General features: G+C 66.9%; 16 protein-coding genes and 1 tRNA gene. 11 read left to right on the forward strand and 6 right to left on the reverse strand.

Annotation, left to right across the window (positions count from 1 at the left end; genetic code table 11):
• Positions 1–96: 96 nt before the first annotated feature.
• Complete coding sequence (locus L2Y94_RS08485; RefSeq protein ID WP_247374313.1) at positions 97–969, reverse strand: LysR substrate-binding domain-containing protein; 873 nt, start codon at positions 967–969, stop codon at positions 97–99.
• Positions 970–1,067: 98 nt separating this feature from the next.
• Between L2Y94_RS08485 and L2Y94_RS08490 the strand changes: the two genes are divergently transcribed.
• Together L2Y94_RS08490 and L2Y94_RS08495 are read left to right on the forward strand one after the other, a co-directional pair.
• On the forward strand, positions 1,068–1,961 hold the full coding sequence (locus L2Y94_RS08490; RefSeq protein WP_247374314.1) for a DMT family transporter: 894 nt from the start codon (positions 1,068–1,070) through the stop codon (positions 1,959–1,961).
• A gap of 70 nt (positions 1,962–2,031) precedes the next feature.
• Positions 2,032–3,663 (forward strand): serine hydrolase, encoded by a 1,632-nt coding sequence (locus L2Y94_RS08495; protein ID WP_247374315.1) that lies wholly within the window; start codon positions 2,032–2,034, stop codon positions 3,661–3,663.
• Positions 3,664–3,757: 94 nt separating this feature from the next.
• Here L2Y94_RS08495 and L2Y94_RS08500 read toward each other — a convergent pair whose 3' ends face one another.
• Positions 3,758–6,151, reverse strand: a complete 2,394-nt coding sequence (locus L2Y94_RS08500; RefSeq protein WP_247374316.1) for a DUF3772 domain-containing protein — start codon at positions 6,149–6,151, stop codon at positions 3,758–3,760.
• Positions 6,152–6,300: 149 nt separating this feature from the next.
• Between L2Y94_RS08500 and tpiA the strand changes: the two genes are divergently transcribed.
• From tpiA to L2Y94_RS08520, 4 genes are all read left to right on the forward strand, one after another.
• Entirely contained in the window at positions 6,301–7,050 is a 750-nt protein-coding gene (gene tpiA / locus L2Y94_RS08505) for a triose-phosphate isomerase (RefSeq protein WP_247374317.1), read from the forward strand.
• A gap of 28 nt (positions 7,051–7,078) precedes the next feature.
• Positions 7,079–7,525, forward strand: coding sequence for a preprotein translocase subunit SecG (gene secG / locus L2Y94_RS08510; protein ID WP_247374318.1), 447 nt, complete (start codon positions 7,079–7,081; stop codon positions 7,523–7,525).
• A 25-nt stretch (positions 7,526–7,550) separates the two neighbouring features.
• Positions 7,551–7,635: transfer RNA gene (locus L2Y94_RS08515), tRNA-Leu, on the forward strand.
• 197 nt (positions 7,636–7,832) lie between these two features.
• Complete coding sequence (locus tag L2Y94_RS08520) at positions 7,833–9,926, forward strand: putative bifunctional diguanylate cyclase/phosphodiesterase (protein WP_247374319.1); 2,094 nt, start codon at positions 7,833–7,835, stop codon at positions 9,924–9,926.
• Between the two features lie 3 nt (positions 9,927–9,929).
• On the opposite strand, the gene L2Y94_RS08525 is transcribed toward L2Y94_RS08520, so the two are convergent.
• Genes L2Y94_RS08525 through L2Y94_RS08535 form a run of 3 tightly spaced genes read right to left on the reverse strand, consistent with a single transcriptional unit; the run spans position 9,930 to position 11,197 of the window.
• Entirely contained in the window at positions 9,930–10,280 is a 351-nt protein-coding gene (locus L2Y94_RS08525; protein WP_247374320.1) for a UBP-type zinc finger domain-containing protein, read from the reverse strand.
• A gap of 37 nt (positions 10,281–10,317) precedes the next feature.
• Positions 10,318–10,653: a tRNA-binding protein gene (locus tag L2Y94_RS08530; protein ID WP_247374321.1), complete on the reverse strand. Its 336-nt coding sequence runs from the start codon at positions 10,651–10,653 to the stop codon at positions 10,318–10,320.
• A gap of 4 nt (positions 10,654–10,657) precedes the next feature.
• Positions 10,658–11,197: a DUF924 family protein gene (locus L2Y94_RS08535; protein ID WP_247375178.1), complete on the reverse strand. Its 540-nt coding sequence runs from the start codon at positions 11,195–11,197 to the stop codon at positions 10,658–10,660.
• A gap of 128 nt (positions 11,198–11,325) precedes the next feature.
• Between L2Y94_RS08535 and L2Y94_RS08540 the strand changes: the two genes are divergently transcribed.
• The 3 genes from L2Y94_RS08540 (at position 11,326) to L2Y94_RS08550 (ending at position 14,217) form a co-directional block, all read left to right on the forward strand.
• Positions 11,326–13,032, forward strand: a complete 1,707-nt coding sequence (locus L2Y94_RS08540) for a patatin-like phospholipase family protein (protein WP_247374323.1) — start codon at positions 11,326–11,328, stop codon at positions 13,030–13,032.
• A 103-nt stretch (positions 13,033–13,135) separates the two neighbouring features.
• On the forward strand, positions 13,136–13,672 hold the full coding sequence (locus L2Y94_RS08545) for a tetratricopeptide repeat protein (RefSeq protein ID WP_247374325.1): 537 nt from the start codon (positions 13,136–13,138) through the stop codon (positions 13,670–13,672).
• Between the two features lie 164 nt (positions 13,673–13,836).
• Positions 13,837–14,217: a response regulator gene (locus tag L2Y94_RS08550; protein WP_247374326.1), complete on the forward strand. Its 381-nt coding sequence runs from the start codon at positions 13,837–13,839 to the stop codon at positions 14,215–14,217.
• Here L2Y94_RS08550 and L2Y94_RS08555 read toward each other — a convergent pair.
• Positions 14,214–15,245: a TraB/GumN family protein gene (locus L2Y94_RS08555; RefSeq protein ID WP_247374328.1), complete on the reverse strand. Its 1,032-nt coding sequence runs from the start codon at positions 15,243–15,245 to the stop codon at positions 14,214–14,216. The two genes, L2Y94_RS08550 and L2Y94_RS08555, sit on opposite strands and share 4 nt — an antisense overlap.
• A 115-nt stretch (positions 15,246–15,360) precedes the next feature.
• Here L2Y94_RS08555 and L2Y94_RS08560 point away from each other — a divergent pair, with 115 nt between their 5' ends.
• Entirely contained in the window at positions 15,361–16,056 is a 696-nt protein-coding gene (locus L2Y94_RS08560) for an NADPH-dependent F420 reductase (RefSeq protein ID WP_247374330.1), read from the forward strand.
• Between the two features lie 102 nt (positions 16,057–16,158).
• Positions 16,159–16,404, forward strand: a complete 246-nt coding sequence (locus L2Y94_RS08565) for a hypothetical protein (protein WP_247374332.1) — start codon at positions 16,159–16,161, stop codon at positions 16,402–16,404.
• Positions 16,405–16,470: the final 66 nt, after the last annotated feature.

A 16,470-nucleotide genomic window follows, 5' to 3' on the forward strand; every position in this document is an offset into this window, starting at 1 on the left:
CGGGCATCGCGGACAGGGTTCGCTCCCATCCTCCGGTAGCGGCCTTCCTGCCGAAGGGCGGGAGCGGACCCTGTCCGCGAACGGACGTGCGTCTCGCTACGGGTGGCTCGCCTCCCGCTCGATCCACCCGATGAACGCCTGGGCCGCCGCGGTCGGCTGCCTGTTGGACGGGTGCACCACGTAATACGCGTACCGCGTCGGCAACGTCGGCCCCGGCAGGCGAACCAGTCGCCCATCGGCCAGGTGCGCGGCCGACAGGCGCGTACGCGCCAACACGGCGCCCAGCCCGACCGCCGCGGCGTTGAGGCTATCCGCCGAGTCGCTCAGCGTGTGCACCGTGCCGCCGCGCGGATAGCGCACGCCCGCGGCGCGAAACCATTCGCGCCACCCTTCCGGGGAAATGTCGGCGAGCAGCGGCAGCTTGCTCACGTCGTCCTCGGTGTCCACCCCGGCGGCGAGTTCCGGCGACGCCACCGGTTGCAGCGAATCGTCCATGAGAAAACGCGAGGTGAGCCCGGCCCACTGGCCGAGCCCGTAGCGGATGCCGAGGTCGGGGCCGCCTTCCTCGAAACGGATGAGCGAGCGGTCGGTGTCGATGGACAGTCTTACCGTGGGATGGGCCTCGGTGAAACGCCGTAGCCGCGGCGTGAGCCAGTTGGCTCCGAACGAAGGCAGCACGCTGATGCGCACGCCGTTGGCGCGACGGTGCTGGCGCAGGCTGTCGAGCACCGATTCCACCTCGGCCAGGGCCGAGCCGGCGGCATCGGCCAGCAGGCGACCCTCGGGAGTCAGCGCGACACCGCGGGCATGACGCTGGAACAGGCTGACGCCCAGGGCGGCCTCCAGTTTGCGCACGTGGTGGCTCACGGCGCTGGCCGTGAGGTGCAGCTCTTCGGCGGCGTGCGCGAAGTTCTGGTGGCGGGCGGCCGAGGTGAAGGCGGCGAGGGCGGGAAGGAGGGCGGAACGCATGGGAGGGATGAATGGAATGAGAGGCTGGCTTGCAAAGAATGCGCTTGTGAAGCGCAAGGTTCCAGCCACAATGACGGTCAGCCACAAACGAGGTTCGCATGTCCACGGTCCCCGCCGATCCCATTCTCCAGACCCCCGCGCGTGACTGGCGCACCGGCGCCGAGCTGGTGGCCCTGGGTGCCATCTGGGGCGGGTCGTTCCTTTTCATGCGCGTCGCCGCAAACGATTTCGGTCCGTTTCCCATGGTGGCCACGCGGCTGCTGTTCGGTTCGGTGATCCTGCTGCCGCTGCTGTGGCGCGCGCGGGCGAGCATCCGCGTATCGCACTTGTGGAAGATGCTGGCACTGGGCGCCTTGAGCGCGGCCATCCCGTTCACCCTGTTCGCCTGGGGTGCCGAACGCGCACCGGCCGGTATCGGTGCCATCGCCAACAGCATGACCGTGCTTTTCGCGGCGTTGGTGGCTTTCGTGGGTTTCGGCGAGAAGATCGGCACGCGCAAGGCCATCGCCCTCGTCGCCGGTTTCGTCGGCGTGGTGATCCTCGCCAGCGGCCGTACCTCGGGCGACAACGTGGCACTGGCCGCGCTGGCCGGTGCCGCCGCGTCGTTCTGCTACGGCCTCGCCGCCAACCTCATCAGGAAATACCTCGCCGACATCGCCCCCACGGCGGTGGCGGCCGGATGCCTGCTCGGTGCCACGATCCTCACTGCGCCGCTGGCCGCGCTGACCTGGCCCGAGGCGCCGATCCCGGCGAAGTCGTGGGCCTGCGTGGTGGCGCTGGGCGTGCTTTCCACGGGCTTGGCTTACGCCTTCTATTTTCGGCTCATCCAGCGCATCGGCGCCTCGCGCGCGGCGACGGCCACCTACCTCGTGCCGCTGTTCGGCGTGGCTTGGGCCTGGATGTTCCTCGGTGAGGCGTTGACGCCCAGCATGGCCCTGGCCGGGGCCATCATCCTCGGCAGCGTCATCTTCAGCCAGAAAAGCAAGGGCTGAGAGAGCTCTTTCCCCTGCGGGCGTGGCGTGGAATAGTCGCCGCTTCCGTTGCTCCGCACAGGGGACATCCATGACGCGACTCCGCCACCTCCTCGCCTTCGGCGTCACCAGCTTCGTGTTCGGCCTGGCCGCGCAAGCCCAGGAAGCGCCCGCGACACCGCCCGCGGCGACGGCGGCAAGCTCCGCGGCACTGGCCGATTTCGCGGCCTACGTGGATGCCACCCGCCAGCAGTTCGACGTGCCGGGCATCGCCGTGGCCATCGTCAAGGACGGGCGCGTGGTGATGGAGATGGGCTCGGGGGTGCGCAAGCTGGGCGATCCGGCGAAGGTGGATGCGCATACGCAGTTCGCCATCGCGTCGAATACCAAGGCATTCACCGCGGCCTCGCTGGCGATCCTCGCCGACGAGAAGAAGCTCGACATGAACGACCGCGTGGTCGACCGGCTGCCGTGGTTCCAGATGTCCGACCCTTACGTCACCCGCGAAATGCGCATCCGCGACCTGTTGGCCCATCGCAGCGGCCTGAGCCTGGGGGCGGGCGACCTGCTGTACTGGCCCGCCACCACCTATACCACCGAGGAGGTCGTGCAGCGCCTGCGTCACGTGCCGCTCGCCAACAGCTTTCGCGCCGAATACGCCTACGACAACATCCTGTTCGCGGTGGCCGGGCTGGTCATCGAGAAGGTCTCGGGCCTGCCCTATGCCGAGTTCGTGCGCCAGCGCATCTTCACCCCGCTGGGCATGACCGAATCGCGCATCAACGCCCCGGCCCGCATCGGCCCGAGCGACGACGTGGCCATCGGCCACGCCAAGTTCGACTTCAAGGACCTGAAGCCCGTCGAGCCGATGTCGTGGAGCAACAACGAAGCCGCCGGCGGCATCTACGCCAGCGTGCACGACCTGGCCAAATGGATGAACGCGCAGCTGGCGGGCGGCACCTATACCGACGCGGCCGGCAAGGAGCAGCACCTGTTCTCGGCGGCGCGCCAGAACGAGATGTGGTCGCTGCTCACGCCCATCCATATCCCCGAGCCGAGCGTGCCCGAGCTCAAGGCGACCAAGCCCAACTTCTCGGGCTACGGCGAAGGCTGGTTCGTGTCCGACTACCGCGGCCACAAGCTGGTGTGGCATACCGGCGGTTGGCCCGGCATGGTGTCGCGCCTGACCCTCGTGCCCGACCTCAAGCTCGGCATCGTGGTGCTCACCAACCAGGAAACCGGCGCCGCCTTCCAGGCGGTGACGATGCGCGCGCTCGATGCGTACATGGACGCGCCGAAGACCGACTGGATCGCCGCCTATGCGGCGGCCGTGAAGAAGTCCCAGGCCAACGCCGACGACAGCATGAAGAAGCACGAGGCGGCCCGCGCGAAGGGTGCCAAGCCGTCGTTGCCGCTCGACGGCTACGTGGGCACCTATCGCGATCCGTGGTACGGCGACGTGGTGGTGGAGAAGCAGGGCGGCAAGCTGACGATGCGCTTCGCGAAGACGGCCCAGCTCACCGGCACGCTCGACCCGTGGCAGCACGACACCTTCATCGCGCACTGGAACGACCGCTCGCTCAACGGCGACGCCTTCGTGAACTTCGCGCTCGATCCCGACGGCAAGGTGCGCGAGGTACGCATGGAACCGGTCTCGCCGCTGACGGATTTCAGCTTCGACTTCCAGGACCTGCGCCTGGCACCGGTCGAGGCTTCAAACTAGTCACCCCTATCGCGGACAGGGTCCGCTCCCACCCTCCGGTAGCAATGTTCCTACCGGAGGGCGGGAGCGGACCCTGTCCGCGATGGGGCTAGCCTCAGTGCGAACTGTCCGGTTCCGTCGAAGCCCCCGGCGCTTCCCCTTCCGAAGGCACCGACCGCAACACCAGGTCCTGCGGACGCAACAAGGGAATGTTCGCACCGCGCAGCCGCGCGATGATGTCGAACAGCAGGTCGCTCTTCACTCCGCCCGCGTCGCGCGGGCTGCCCACATAGCAGATCGCCAGGAAGGTCATCGCCGTGTGGTCGATGTTGTCGAGCATCACCAACGGCGCCGGCGCATCCGCCACCGACGCGTGGTCGTGCATCGCCGCCAGCATATGCTCGCGGGCCACCACCGGATCGGTATCCAGCGGCATCGGCAGCTTGATCAGCACGCGCCCCTGCGGATTGGACATGGTCATGTTGCGCACGGGCTTGGTGATGAACGACGAGTTCGGCACGATGATCGTCGAGCGGTCGGATACCTGGATCTCGGTGGCACGCACGTTGATTCGGCGGATGTCGCCCTCGGCATCGTCGAGCACCACCCAGTCGCCGACCTTCACCGGCCGCTCCGCCAACAGGATCAGGCCCGAAATGAAGTTCTGCACGATCGCCTGCAAACCGAAACCGATACCCACGGACAGGGCCGAGGCCACCCAGGCGATGTTCTGCACGGAAAGGCCCATCGCGAGCAGCGCGATCGCCACCACGATCACCACGCCCACGTAACCGAGCAGGGTGGTGAGCGAACTGCGCATGCCCGGATCGAGGTCCGTGCGCGGCAGGTACTGGTCGGACATCCAGTTCTTCACCACGCGCACGGCGAGCAGGCCGAGGAAGAACATGCCGATCGCGGTGAGCACGCGTTCGGGCTGCATCTTCACGCCGTAGATTTCCAACGATTGCAGCTTGCCGCCCAGGGCGATCACGTCGGTGGCATCCGCGCCGATGCCCTTCATCACGGCGGTGAGGCCGAACAGGAACAGGGCCAGCCGCGACACGCCGGACAGCAGCACGCCGGCCTGGTCGAGCAGCTTCGGATCCATGCCGAACACGGCTTGCGCGCGGGCGCTCATGGGCCCCTTTTCCGACAGTAGCGTTTCGAAGAGATCGTCGACCAGTCGCATGGCGAGGTACGTGGCCGCGATCACGATCACGGTCCAGACGACGCGGGTGGCAAGGAAGGCGGCGAATGCGATGTAACCGGTCAGCAGGGCCAGCCACGACGTGACGATGGCGATCCAGGCGGCCACGATGAACAGGCTGGCCCAGACCGGTCGCGGTGGCGGCGGGGTGCCGTCGGTGGCGTGGCGATGCGAGCGGCTCAAACGGGCCAGGGCCACGGCCATGATCACCGTGAGCACCACCGCCTGCAGGCTGCTGGTGGCGACCGTCGCGGCGAGGCTGGACCCCGCGGTGCGGTCGAACGTGTGCAGGAACTGGAACAGCACCACGGACAGCGACAACAGCATCGGGAAGCGGCGCAGGTGCAGCGCGGTCTCGTCCGAGAGCGGCGGCAGCCGCCATGACGGCCGTTTCGCGGAAATCAGCGCGCGTCCGAGGCCGGCGATGAAGGCGCCGAAGAACACCTGCCGCACGATGCCCAGCGCAAGCGCGTTGGTGTCGTCGCTGAAGGTGTCGTTCCAGTTCAGGCCAAGGTAGATGAGTTGCGTGCCCAGCCCGGTGGTGAGCGTGGAGGTGAGCGCGATGCCCACGATCAGTGCCGAACGGCGCAGGCGGCCCGGGGGCATGCGATTGGCGGTGAGCTCCCGGGCGCGATGCTCCAGGTAGAAGCGCACCCCGGTCATCAGCAGCAGGCCGAAGATCGCGCAGGCCACCAGCGCCGTACGGCTGCCGCGTGCCCAACTGGCGGCGATGTCGTCGCGTACGCCCTGAACGAGGTCGCGCATGTTGGCGTAATCGCGGGGGAAGGCCGTGGCCGGCTCCGACCAGAACGCGCGCGACAGCGGCGAGTGCGTGCGCTTGGCGATCAGCTCCTGGAAACGGATGCGGCGCAGGTCGGAGAGCTGGTTGCCGGTCTGCTGGGCCTCCAGCGCGATACCGTCGATCTGCTTGATCTGCGCGTCGACGGCGTCGAAGGCCTTCTGGGCGTCCTTGCGCGCGGCCGCCAGTTCGGGTGCCTCATGAGCCCCGGCGGCGGGCGGGGGGCCGAGCTGGTCGAGCCGCGCCTTGGCGGCATCACGATTCGGCTGCAGCGCCGCGGATACCTTCTGCGCTTTCCCGGCGATATCGGTCGCGTTCCCGCGCAGGTCGTCGATGGTGGCATCGTCGATGTTGTCGGCCTTCATCGCCTTCTCGACCTGGTCGAGCTGGCCCCGCAGGTCGTCGATCTGCTGGGCGGGGGTGGCGTCGCCGGTGCCTTGGGCGAACGCGACGCCGGTCAGGGCCAGGAGCAGGGCGGTTAGGATTATTCTTAAGGAGCGCATGCGAGGATGATCGAAGGCAGGCCGGAACAGGTCAATTGCCGTAGCTATGCGTTACCCGGGATGAATGCCAGGTATGCGGCATTGCAGCTTTGCGGCCGGGAAGGCCGCCGTTATCCTGCGCCCCCTTTTCATCGAGCCGGAAACCGACCATGCGCAAGAAGCTCGTAGCCGGAAACTGGAAGATGCATGGCTCCCGCGCCATGGCCGACGCCCTCGTGCGCGAGATCGTCGAAAACCTGCCCGACGGCGTCGACGTGATGGTGATGCCGCCCGACGTCTACCTGCCCGAACTGGCTGGGCGCTATCGGGACCGCGGCCTGCTGTTCGGCGGACAGGACGTGTCCGAACACCACGCGCAGGGCGCCTATACCGGCGAGGTCTCCGCCCCGATGCTGCGCGACGTGGGCGCCGATTGGGTGCTGGTGGGCCACTCCGAGCGCCGCCAGTACCAGGGCGAGTCCGACCACCTGGTGGCCCGCAAGTTCGAGGCCGCGCAGGCGGGTGGACTGAAGCCGATCCTCTGCGTGGGCGAGACGAAGGAAGAACACGAAGCGGGCCGGGCCGAGGAGGTGATCCACCGCCAGTTGCTCGCGGTGGTCGACCACGTCGGCATCGAGGCCTTTCGCCAGGCCGCGGTCGCCTACGAACCCGTCTGGGCGATCGGCACGGGCCTCACGGCCACCCCAGCGCAGGCGCAAAAAATTCATTCGTCGATCCGTAGCCAACTGGCAAAAAAGGATGCTAATATCTCGCTCCTCACCCGGGTGCTCTACGGTGGAAGCGTCAAGCCGGCCAATGCGGCCGAACTTTTCGCCCAGCCGGACGTCGATGGGGGATTGGTCGGAGGTGCCGCCCTGGTGGCTCCCGATTTCCTGGATATATGCGCCGCGGCGCGTTGATTAGCGCGACACGGTAAACTGAGAAGACATGTTCATTCTCTTCAGCGTTTTTTATATCCTGATCGCCGCGGCGATGATCGTGCTGATTCTCATGCAGCGCGGCGCCGGTGCGGATGCAGGTTCCGGATTCGGTGGCGGTGCTTCGGCCACGGTGTTCGGTGCGCGTGGTTCGTCGAGCTTCATGACTCGCGCCACCGCGATCCTGGCGGCACTGTTCTTCGTGCTTAGCCTGGGAATGGGTATCTACCTCAGCCATTCGGGCACCCCCCAGCCGGCTGCGGATCTTGGCGTCATGTCCGGTGCGGTCACGCCGGCCGCTCCCGCCAACAACGCTCCGGTCGCCCCGGCGACGGACGTGCCGAAGGCCCCGGCCGGCGGCGATGTCCCGGCCGCTACGGCGCCGGCGGCAAACAACGAGGTTCCGGCCGCGACGCAGAACGCCCCGAAGGCGCCTGCCGAACCGGCCAAGAGGTAAGGCAACACCACAGTTTCAGAGTTATGCCCAGGTGGCGGAATTGGTAGACGCACTACCTTGAGGTGGTAGCGGCTTAGGTCGTGGGGGTTCGAGTCCCCCCTTGGGCACCAACACAGATCCGGACAGCCTCAACCGGATCGCAAAACAACCCGCGAAAGCGGGTTTTTTTGTGCCCGGAAGCAGGATTCCGGAATGTGCTTTCCATCCGGATTTCAAGGTGTTTCAAGAAATTCGTGTCGTTGCCGATAATGCTCGGACAGCCGGGCACCGATCGACCGCCGGCACTCATCCTGCAGGCCCGGACCACGTGCCCAACATTCTCTTCGATGCGGCGTTTCCGTCGCTTCCCGGTACCTACAGCACGTCGCTGGTGGTGGTGTCGTTGCTCGTGGCGGTGCTGGCTTCGTATACGGCGCTGACCATGGCGGCGCGGTTGGCCCATGCCCGTGGCGTGGCGGCGGGGCTCTGGCTGGCGGGCGGCTCGTTCGCCATGGGTTTCGGCATCTGGTCGATGCACTTCATCGGCATGCTGGCCTTCCGTTTACCCATCGCGCTGGGTTACGACCTCGACCTGACCTTGCTCTCCCTGGTGATCGCGGTCGTGTCGTCGGCCTTCGCGTTGTGGCTGGTGTTCCAGAAAGAGCTGCCTTGGTCGCGCCTCGGCATCGGCGCCGTTCTGATGGGCGCCGGCATCGCGGCAATGCACTACACCGGCATGGCCGCGATGCGGATGACCCCTGAGGTGTCGTACGACGTGGTGCCGTTCACCGCCTCGGTGGTCATTGCGGTGCTGGCCTCCGGCGCGGCTTTGTGGATTGCTTTCCGTCTGCGCAGCGACGGCGAGCGCGTGATGCTCGCGCGGCTGGTCGCTTCGCTGGTGATGGGCTGCGCCATCGTCGGCATGCATTACACCGGCATGGCGGCGGCGCGCTTTCCCGTCGGCAGTTTCTGCGGCGCCGCCTTCACCGGTATCGAGACGCGATGGCTCGCGGTGGTGGTGATCGGCGTGACCGTGGCCGTGCTCGCGGTAGCCCTCGTGGTGTCCATGCTCGACGTGCGCGCCAACATGCTCGCCAAATCGCTCGACAAGGCCAACAGCGAGCTGATGCAGTTGGCGTTGCACGACAACCTCACCCGGTTGCCGAACCGCATGTTGCTGGGCGATCGCATCGAACAGGCCATCCATAAGGCGACGCGTGGGCGAGGGGCCTTCGCCGTGCTGTTCATGGACCTGGACGGCTTCAAGGCCGTGAACGACGTGTTCGGTCACCATGCCGGCGATTTGTTGCTTAGGGACGTCGCGCGGCGCATCCAGGACGGTGCGCGCGACGAAGACACCGTGGCCCGTCTCGGCGGCGACGAATTCGTGATGGTCATGGACGTGACTCGCCCGGAAGAGGCCGCCGAAGCGGCCCAGCGGCTCGTGGAGGAACTGGGTGCCCCGTACGTGATCCACGGTACGTCGATGCACGTGTCGGTCAGCATCGGCATCGCCTTGTTCCCGGAAAACGGGCTGGTCGAACACGACCTTCTGGTGAATGCCGATGCGGCGATGTACCACGCGAAAGAGCAGGGGCGTAACGGCTACCGTTTCTTCGAAAGCGCGATGAACGCGAACGTGCACCTTCAGTTGATGCTCCAGCAGGACCTGCGACGCGCCATCGACCGCAAGGAGTTCGTGCTGCATTACCAGCCGAAGATGATTTCGCCGGAAGGGCCGATGGTCGGCGTCGAGGCATTGTTGCGCTGGAACCGCCCAGGTCATGGCATGGTCGCGCCGGACGGCTTCCTGCCCGTCGCCGAGCGTACGGGACTCATCGTGCCGATCGGCAACTGGGTGATCGACGAAGCCTGCCGCCAGATGCGTGCCTGGCTCGACGAAGGACACGCCACGTGGACGGTCGCCGTGAACCTGTCCACGGTGCAGCTCTCCCATCCGGGGCTCATCGAGGTGGTGCGCACGGCGCTCGGACACCACGGGCTCGAAGGCCGTCACCTCGTGCTGGAAGTGACCGAGTCCACGGCGATGCGCGACGCGGAGGCGAGCCTGGCCATCCTCAACCAGGTGGCGGACCTCGGCGTGGGCATCGCCATCGACGACTTCGGTACCGGGTATTCGAGCCTGCTCTATCTCAAGCAATTGCCTGCCGACGAATTGAAGATCGACCGCGGCTTCGTCACCGAGCTGACCAAGGGCAACGACGACGAGGCCATCGTGTCGGCCATCGTCGCGCTGGGCAAGACGCTCGGCCTCAACATCGTGGCCGAGGGCGTCGAGACGCCCGAACAGCAAGCCATGCTCACGCGCCTGGGCTGCGATGCGTTGCAGGGCTACCTGCTCGGTCCGCCGGTACCGCCCGAGCGGCTCATGCAAAGCGTCGCGCTGGCGAAGGCGAACTGACGCCTACGACAGGAGGCGCTGCCAGCGCCTGGGTACCTTTCCCTCGGGGCCGGGCACGGGCTGGTCGTCGGGATGGCTGTGCGGCGGGGCGAGCACGGGCCCTTCGAACACCGCTTCGGTCACGTAGTTATAGAACCAGTCTTCGCCCGGTTCGAAGCTCTGGATGACGGCATGCCCGGTGGCTTCGAAATGCTTCGTCGCGTGCTTGTTCAGCGAATCGTCGCAGCAGCCGATATGCCCGCACTGCGCGCAACGGCGCAGGTGAAGCCACCAGCTATCGCTGGCCAGGCACTCCACGCAGCCGGTGCCGCTGGGCGGCACGCTCGGATCGATACCCTGGATTTTCTCGTTCATCGGTGTCTTTCCTCGCCGGAAGGTCGTTGCGATGCTATCAGGCGAGGCGGCTGCCGTTGGGTACCGGGCGCTCCACGGTGGTCACCACCACGCCCTCGTCGGTATGGAAGCCCGTCAGGAGGAACTGCGAGCGGAAAGGCCCCACCTGCTTCTCCGGAAAGTTGATGACGCCGACGATCTGCTTGCCCACCAGGTCTTCGGGCCGGTAGACGCCGGTGACCTGCGCGCTGGTCTTGCGCTCGCCGTGGGGGCCGAAGTCGACCCAGAGCTTGTACGCGGGGCGTCGCGCTTCGGGGAAGGGTTCGACACGGGTGACGGTGCCGGCCACGAGTTGCACTTTCTCGAAGTCGGCCCAGGTGATCTCTTCGCTCATGGAGTTATCCTGAAAAGCCGCCGCCATCGAGGAACGCCTGTTCGTCCGGCGTGGTCTCGCGACCGAGCTCGCGGTTGCGGTGGGGGAAGCGGTGGAATCGTTCGACGATGTCGAAATGCACTTTCGCATAACCGACGTACGGTTCGCCCAGCGGTTCGATCAGCGCCAACGACGTGCGCTGGTCGGCCATGTCTTCGGAGTGCTCGAAGGGCAGGTAGCAGAACGTGCGCATGTCGCGATCGACCATCGCGTCGAAGCCGCGTTCGATCATGTGGCGGGCGACGAAGCGGGCCAGCGGATCGGTGGCGTACATGTGCGCCGTGCCGCGGAAGGCGTTGCGCGGAAACTGGTCGAGCAGCAGGACCAACGCCAGGCAGCCTTGCGCATCGTCCAGCCACGCGTCGAGTTCGCGTCGGGCCGCGGCCATGTGCGCGCCGAGGAAATGCTCGCGGAATACGCGATCGAACCGATCGTCGCTGCCGAACCAGCGCGTGTAACCCGCATCGCGCCAGAAGGCCACCACGCGGTCGGGCGTTTCCGGCATCGGCGGGGCGGTGGGATCGGGAGACATGGTGCATCCTTTTCGTGCGATGCGCCGATGATGTGGCATGCGCCGCGGTATGACCACCCCGTCCCGTGCTATCTCACGTTTTTTCCGCGCGAGGTGGCCACATGACCGACACCGAACTTCCCTTGGCCCGGCCCGAGAAGACGCCTCCCTGCCGGCCCGGCACGTTCGAGCTCGGCCTCGCCCTGGCCGGCGCCGTATCCGGCGGGGCCTACGCCGCGGGCGTGCTGGATTTCCTCTACGAGGCGCTGGAGCGCTGGTACGCGGCTCGCGACCGCAAGGAGAAAGTGCCCGACCACGACGTGTTGCTGAGAGTGATCTCCGGCGCATCGGCCGGCAGCGTCAACGGCCTGATATCGTCGCTGGCGCTGCCGCATGCGTTTCCCCACGTGCATGCGTCCACGGCGTCGCCGGCGGACAATCCCTTCTACGACACCTGGGTGGAACGTCTGGACATCGAGGGGTTGTTGCGCACCGGCGACCTGGAGGGGCCCGACGCATCGCTGGTGTCGTTGCTCGATTCGAACGAACTCGATCGCATCGCCGAACGGGTGATGCGTTTCGACGCGCCGGCGATGACGCGTCCTTACGTCGCCAGCCCCTTCAAATGCATCTATACCGTGACCAACCTGCGCGGCGTGCCCTACAAGGTGCCGTTCGCGGGTTCCACGCCGAGCGCCGCGCATCACATGGTGGCGCATGCGGACTACCTGCGTTTCGCGGTGGATACGGGTAACGGCGCCTATGACCGCGCCTGGGAATACCCCGACGACCTCTACGTGGGTTTTCCCAGGCGGATGCCGGACCGCGCGTGGAACGCCATGCGCGAGGCCGCGCTCGCCTCGGCGGCTTTCCCGGGAGGATTGCGCTATCGCGAGATCGAACGGCGCTGGAGCGATTACGCGCAGCGCAGCGTGGCCGTGCCCGACGCGCACGGGCAGGTGCGCATGGTCTCGGTCGCGCCGGCCGAGCGGGCGCCGTCCGATCACGGGGCGGGCTACCGCTTCGTGGGCGTCGATGGCGGCGCGATGGACAACGAGCCGTTCGAACTGGCGCGCACGGAGTTGGCTGGATCGCTCGGCCGCAATCCGCGCCTGGGCAACGAGGTGAACCGCATCGTGGTCATGATCGATCCGTTTCCCGAACCGGACGAGCTCGGACCGGCCGATGCGAGCCGGATCAACATCGTCGAATCGATGACGGCGCTGTTTTCGTCGTGGAAGCAGCAGGCCCGCTTCAAGCCGGAGGAAGTGGCCCTGGCGATGGACGACAGCGTGTACAGCCGGTTTCTCATCGCGCCCACGCGCCACGCGGCCGACGGGAATGCCTTCGTCGGCGGCAAGGCGCTGGCGGCCGGCGGATTGGGCGGCTTCGCGGGTTTCTTCAGCAAGGCGTATCGCCGTCACGATTTCCTGCTCGGCCGGCGCAATTGCCAGTGGTTCCTCGCCGAGCATTTCGTGGTGCCGGTGGACAATCCCCTCGTGGCGGGATGGGCTCGCGATCCGGCGCTGGCCTGTTACCTCAGGCAGCGCGACGGCGTGACCTACGCGCCGGTGATCCCGCTTCTCGAGGCCTGTCATCCGGCCGACCGCGAAGAGATGGCGCCCGAGTGGCCCAAGGGCGCGTTCGATCCGGGCACGCTGGAAAAACCCCTGCGCGATCGGCTGCAGGCCCTGTATCGCGTCGGCACGAAGAACTGGACGGACAAGATCCTTACCTGGCTGGCCTGGCGGACCTACGCGCGGGGGAAACTGATGGACATCGCGATGGGGCGGATCCGCAAGGCGCTGAAGGACGCGGACCTGATCTGAATCGGCCGATAAGGCCACGGTGTGCCATCGGCTCTTTCGCCGATTGACGTACCCACGCCCGGCGCGGCAATGTCGTCCCCTTGTTCTTCGAGGGAGTGCCGCCATGGCGATGGGATGGGCTCGATGGTCGGCGGTAGCGGGGATGGCGTGGCTTGCCGGATGCGCATCCCAGGGCACCTTGCCGCCGGCGGTGCCGGCACCGGCGGACGTAGCCACGGAGCGGGCCGATGCCGACCGCGCTTATGCCTCGGGCGACATCGCCCGCGCCGCGAAGCTCTACGAGGCGGTCGTCGGAGCGCTGCCCGACGATGCCGATGCGTGGTATCGCCTCGGCAACGCCCGTTTCCGCCTGCAGCAGTCCGATGCCGCGGTTACCGCCTACGACCGGGCCGTGCAGCTGGATCCGCGTCATGCCCGCGCGCTCTACAACCTCGGCGTGGTGCGCCTGAAACAGGCCCAGGCCGCCCTGCTGTCGAGCGCCGAAGCCAGTCCGCCGGGCGACTCCCTGCGCCGCGATGGCGCGCGCATGGCCCAGCGCATCGCGCGCGCGGGTGACGATCATGGCCGTGACGGTCGAACCGACGGTGGCGCACCGCCCTTCATCGTCGAGCCGGACGACGCCATCCCCGGCAATAAATGACGAATTCGTTTTTCAATCGAGCCAATCGTCCTCGCGATTTCGCATTCGTGAAGAACGAATCCGGCAAAGGCCGTGGATCTGTCTACTGGTCTATGTTCACCATGCAAATTCGGTAGTAGGTTCGGTTCCAGGGAGTCCTGCCCGGCTTTTCGCCCGAGGAAACCATGAGCAACACCACTGCCGCGGTGCCCCGCGCCATCGTATTCGAAGACCACGCGGGGCTCGCCTCCGCGCTTTCCGACTTGCTCGTCGAGCGCCTGGGTTACGACGTGGCGGCGTGCGCGGGGTGCATCGAGGAAGCCATTCGCGTCGCCCACGTGGAGCGGTTCGACGTCGCCGTGGTCGACCTCGACCTGCAGGGCGTGATGGCCTATCCGGCCCTGGACGAACTCAAGCGGCGCGGCATTCCCTATGTGCTCGCGACCGGTGTCATACCGGTCGACATTCCCACCCGATATCGCGCGCCGACGGTGCGCAAGCCATACAGCGCCCATCAGCTCGAAAACGCCATTCGCGAAGCGAACAGCGCATTGCGCGCCTGCTAGTCGCCGTCGGGGGATTCCACCGTGTAGCCCTTGGCCTTGAGCGCGGCGAGATAACCGTCGTCGCCCAGGAGATCGTCGATAGGCACGATGGCCACGCTCTGCGGGGTGGACGCCATGGCGTCGTCGACCGCGGCGAGCCAGCGCGTGCGCACTTCGCGAGGCACGTCGGCGATGCCCGCGCGCTGCGCCGCGCCGCCCTCGGTGATGGCATCCAGGCAGGTGCGAAGCTGCTTCGCGCGGCGATCGTCGCGCAGGCCGTCGATGTCGCCCGTGGCCCAGGCGTTGGCGCGACGGGTCATGTCGGCGAGCTGGGCATCGATGTTGTCGACGCTTTGGGTAAAGCACGAGACATCGTCGAGGGTCGAGCGCTTGAACTCCTTCACCACCGAGCGCGGGTCGTCGACCAGCAACGTGTAGGGTACCGGTACCTGTTTGACCCCGTGCCGGGCCGCCAGGTCGATCACCGTGCGCGTGATGTCGCCCGACTTGCGCAGGCCCGCCTTTTTCACGGCCTGCTTGTAGAGCTCCACCGCCGCGAAGATCGGGCGGTAGCGTTCGACCTTGCGTTCGTCGCCGATATAGCGCGCCTTCACCGCGAGCCATCGTTGGTACACGTCGGCGGGCACGGCCTCCTGCAACGTGGCGCCGTCGGGCGCGTTGCGCACGCCGATCAGGGAGGGCAGCAGGGCAAGCCGGCCAAAGAAGCCGACATTGGGCTTGATCTCGACCTTCGGCGGCAGGATCAGCTCACCGGCGTGGGCCAGGGCATCCTCGATCTGATCGGTTTTCCAGGTGACGTCGCGCGGAATGGGCGAGAGCGTGCCGAGGATCAGCAGGGTGTGGTCGCCGCGCGTGACCTTCCAGAGCCCTGGGCCGGGCTGCTCGCCGCTGACCGTCACCGCTTCCAGCAGGGGGGCGCTGGCCGCCGAGGCGGGGAGGGGGGGCGGAGGGGCCGTCTGCGCGGCCAAGGGGGTGGATGCCAAAGCCAGGCATAGCGTCAGGAGGAGGGAGCGGCGGGGCGGGTTCATCGGCAAAGTCTATCCAAGTGCGGTGGCGCGGGTACGGGGGCGATCACCGGCCGCTCGCCCCCTGTTCACGTGGTTCGGGCAAGATGGATGCTTTCCCCGAGGCGGAGTTCCCCGCATGAAAATAGGCATCATCGGCGCAGGAAATATCGGGTCCGTACTGGCAAGGCGGTTCCGTGAAGTGGGCCACGACGTGCTCATCGCCAATTCGCGCGGCCCCGAAACGCTATCCCAGCTCGAGCGCGAGACCGGGGCCGTCGCGGTCACCGCCCATGAGGCGGCTCGAGGAGGTGAAGTGGTGATCGTCACCATTCCCGAATCGCGCATCCCCGACCTGCCGTCCGATCTTTTCGAAGGCGTGCCTGACGATACGGTGGTGGTCGATACGGGCAACTATTATCCGCGCCAACGCGACGGCCGCATCGCTTCGATCGAGGACGGCGTGCCGGAGAGCCAGTGGGTATCCGACCAGTTGGGTCGCCCCGTCATCAAGGCGTTCAACAACATCTACGCCGAGCATCTGGGCAAACTCGGACGGCCCTCCACGGCGGATACGCGGATAGCGCTCCCCGTCGCCGGCGACGATCCCAATGCCAAGGCGAAGGTGCTCCGGCTCGTCGACGCGCTGGGCTTCGACGGCGTGGACGCGGGAACGCTGGCGGAGTCGTGGCGCCAGCAACCGGGCACGCCGGTTTACACCGCCGATCGCGATCTCGAAGGCGTGCGCCAGGGCCTGCTCGACGCGACGAGGGAGCGTCGTCCCGAGTGGCGTGCATCCGACGCGAGCCCCGGCTCGTTCGACGCGCCGCGCTGACGACGTGACGGCGGCGTGAACCTTTCGTCGTGCCGCCTTACGTTGTGACCCAACCGGCAAGGGAATACGCTCTGTATCCCCGCGCCGTCGCTTCGCAGGTCCATGGCCCTGGTCATCTACGACATTCCGTTCAAACCCGATATCGCGGGCCTGTGGCACGTGCAGGTGAACTGCGTGCCCACGGAAAACTTTTCCAGCCGGGTCGAAGCCATCGCTTACGCCATACAGCAGTCGAAGCTGGTCGGCGCGCAGCACGGCACCCAGGTACTGGTGAGCGTGGAAGGCGCCGACGGGATCTGGCGCGAATTCGAATCCAGCGCCAAGCGACCTATTTCGCAATTGCACTGACGGCGGCGGATGCACACCGCCTTGACCCTTCTTGGCCGACGATGGCGGCCAAAGGAGGGTCGCCTT

The sequence above is a fragment of the Luteibacter aegosomatis genome (assembly GCF_023078455.1).
In the GTDB taxonomy this organism is placed as follows: domain Bacteria; phylum Pseudomonadota; class Gammaproteobacteria; order Xanthomonadales; family Rhodanobacteraceae; genus Luteibacter; species Luteibacter aegosomatis.

Excerpts from the sequence above, each read along its gene's own strand:
- L2Y94_RS08485 (WP_247374313.1), bottom strand. The coding sequence starts at position 969 with ATGCGTTCCGCCCTCCTTCCCGCCCTCGCCGCCTTCACCTCGGCCGCC.
- L2Y94_RS08490 (WP_247374314.1), top strand. The coding sequence starts at position 1,068 with ATGTCCACGGTCCCCGCCGATCCCATTCTCCAGACCCCCGCGCGTGAC.
- L2Y94_RS08495 (WP_247374315.1), top strand. The coding sequence starts at position 2,032 with ATGACGCGACTCCGCCACCTCCTCGCCTTCGGCGTCACCAGCTTCGTG.
- L2Y94_RS08500 (WP_247374316.1), bottom strand. The coding sequence starts at position 6,151 with ATGCGCTCCTTAAGAATAATCCTAACCGCCCTGCTCCTGGCCCTGACC.
- tpiA (WP_247374317.1), top strand. The coding sequence starts at position 6,301 with ATGCGCAAGAAGCTCGTAGCCGGAAACTGGAAGATGCATGGCTCCCGC.
- secG (WP_247374318.1), top strand. The coding sequence starts at position 7,079 with ATGTTCATTCTCTTCAGCGTTTTTTATATCCTGATCGCCGCGGCGATG.
- L2Y94_RS08525 (WP_247374320.1), bottom strand. The coding sequence starts at position 10,280 with ATGAACGAGAAAATCCAGGGTATCGATCCGAGCGTGCCGCCCAGCGGC.
- L2Y94_RS08530 (WP_247374321.1), bottom strand. The coding sequence starts at position 10,653 with ATGAGCGAAGAGATCACCTGGGCCGACTTCGAGAAAGTGCAACTCGTG.
- L2Y94_RS08535 (WP_247375178.1), bottom strand. The coding sequence starts at position 11,197 with ATGCCGGAAACGCCCGACCGCGTGGTGGCCTTCTGGCGCGATGCGGGT.
- L2Y94_RS08540 (WP_247374323.1), top strand. The coding sequence starts at position 11,326 with ATGACCGACACCGAACTTCCCTTGGCCCGGCCCGAGAAGACGCCTCCC.
- L2Y94_RS08545 (WP_247374325.1), top strand. The coding sequence starts at position 13,136 with ATGGCGATGGGATGGGCTCGATGGTCGGCGGTAGCGGGGATGGCGTGG.
- L2Y94_RS08550 (WP_247374326.1), top strand. The coding sequence starts at position 13,837 with ATGAGCAACACCACTGCCGCGGTGCCCCGCGCCATCGTATTCGAAGAC.
- L2Y94_RS08555 (WP_247374328.1), bottom strand. The coding sequence starts at position 15,245 with ATGAACCCGCCCCGCCGCTCCCTCCTCCTGACGCTATGCCTGGCTTTG.
- L2Y94_RS08560 (WP_247374330.1), top strand. The coding sequence starts at position 15,361 with ATGAAAATAGGCATCATCGGCGCAGGAAATATCGGGTCCGTACTGGCA.
- L2Y94_RS08565 (WP_247374332.1), top strand. The coding sequence starts at position 16,159 with ATGGCCCTGGTCATCTACGACATTCCGTTCAAACCCGATATCGCGGGC.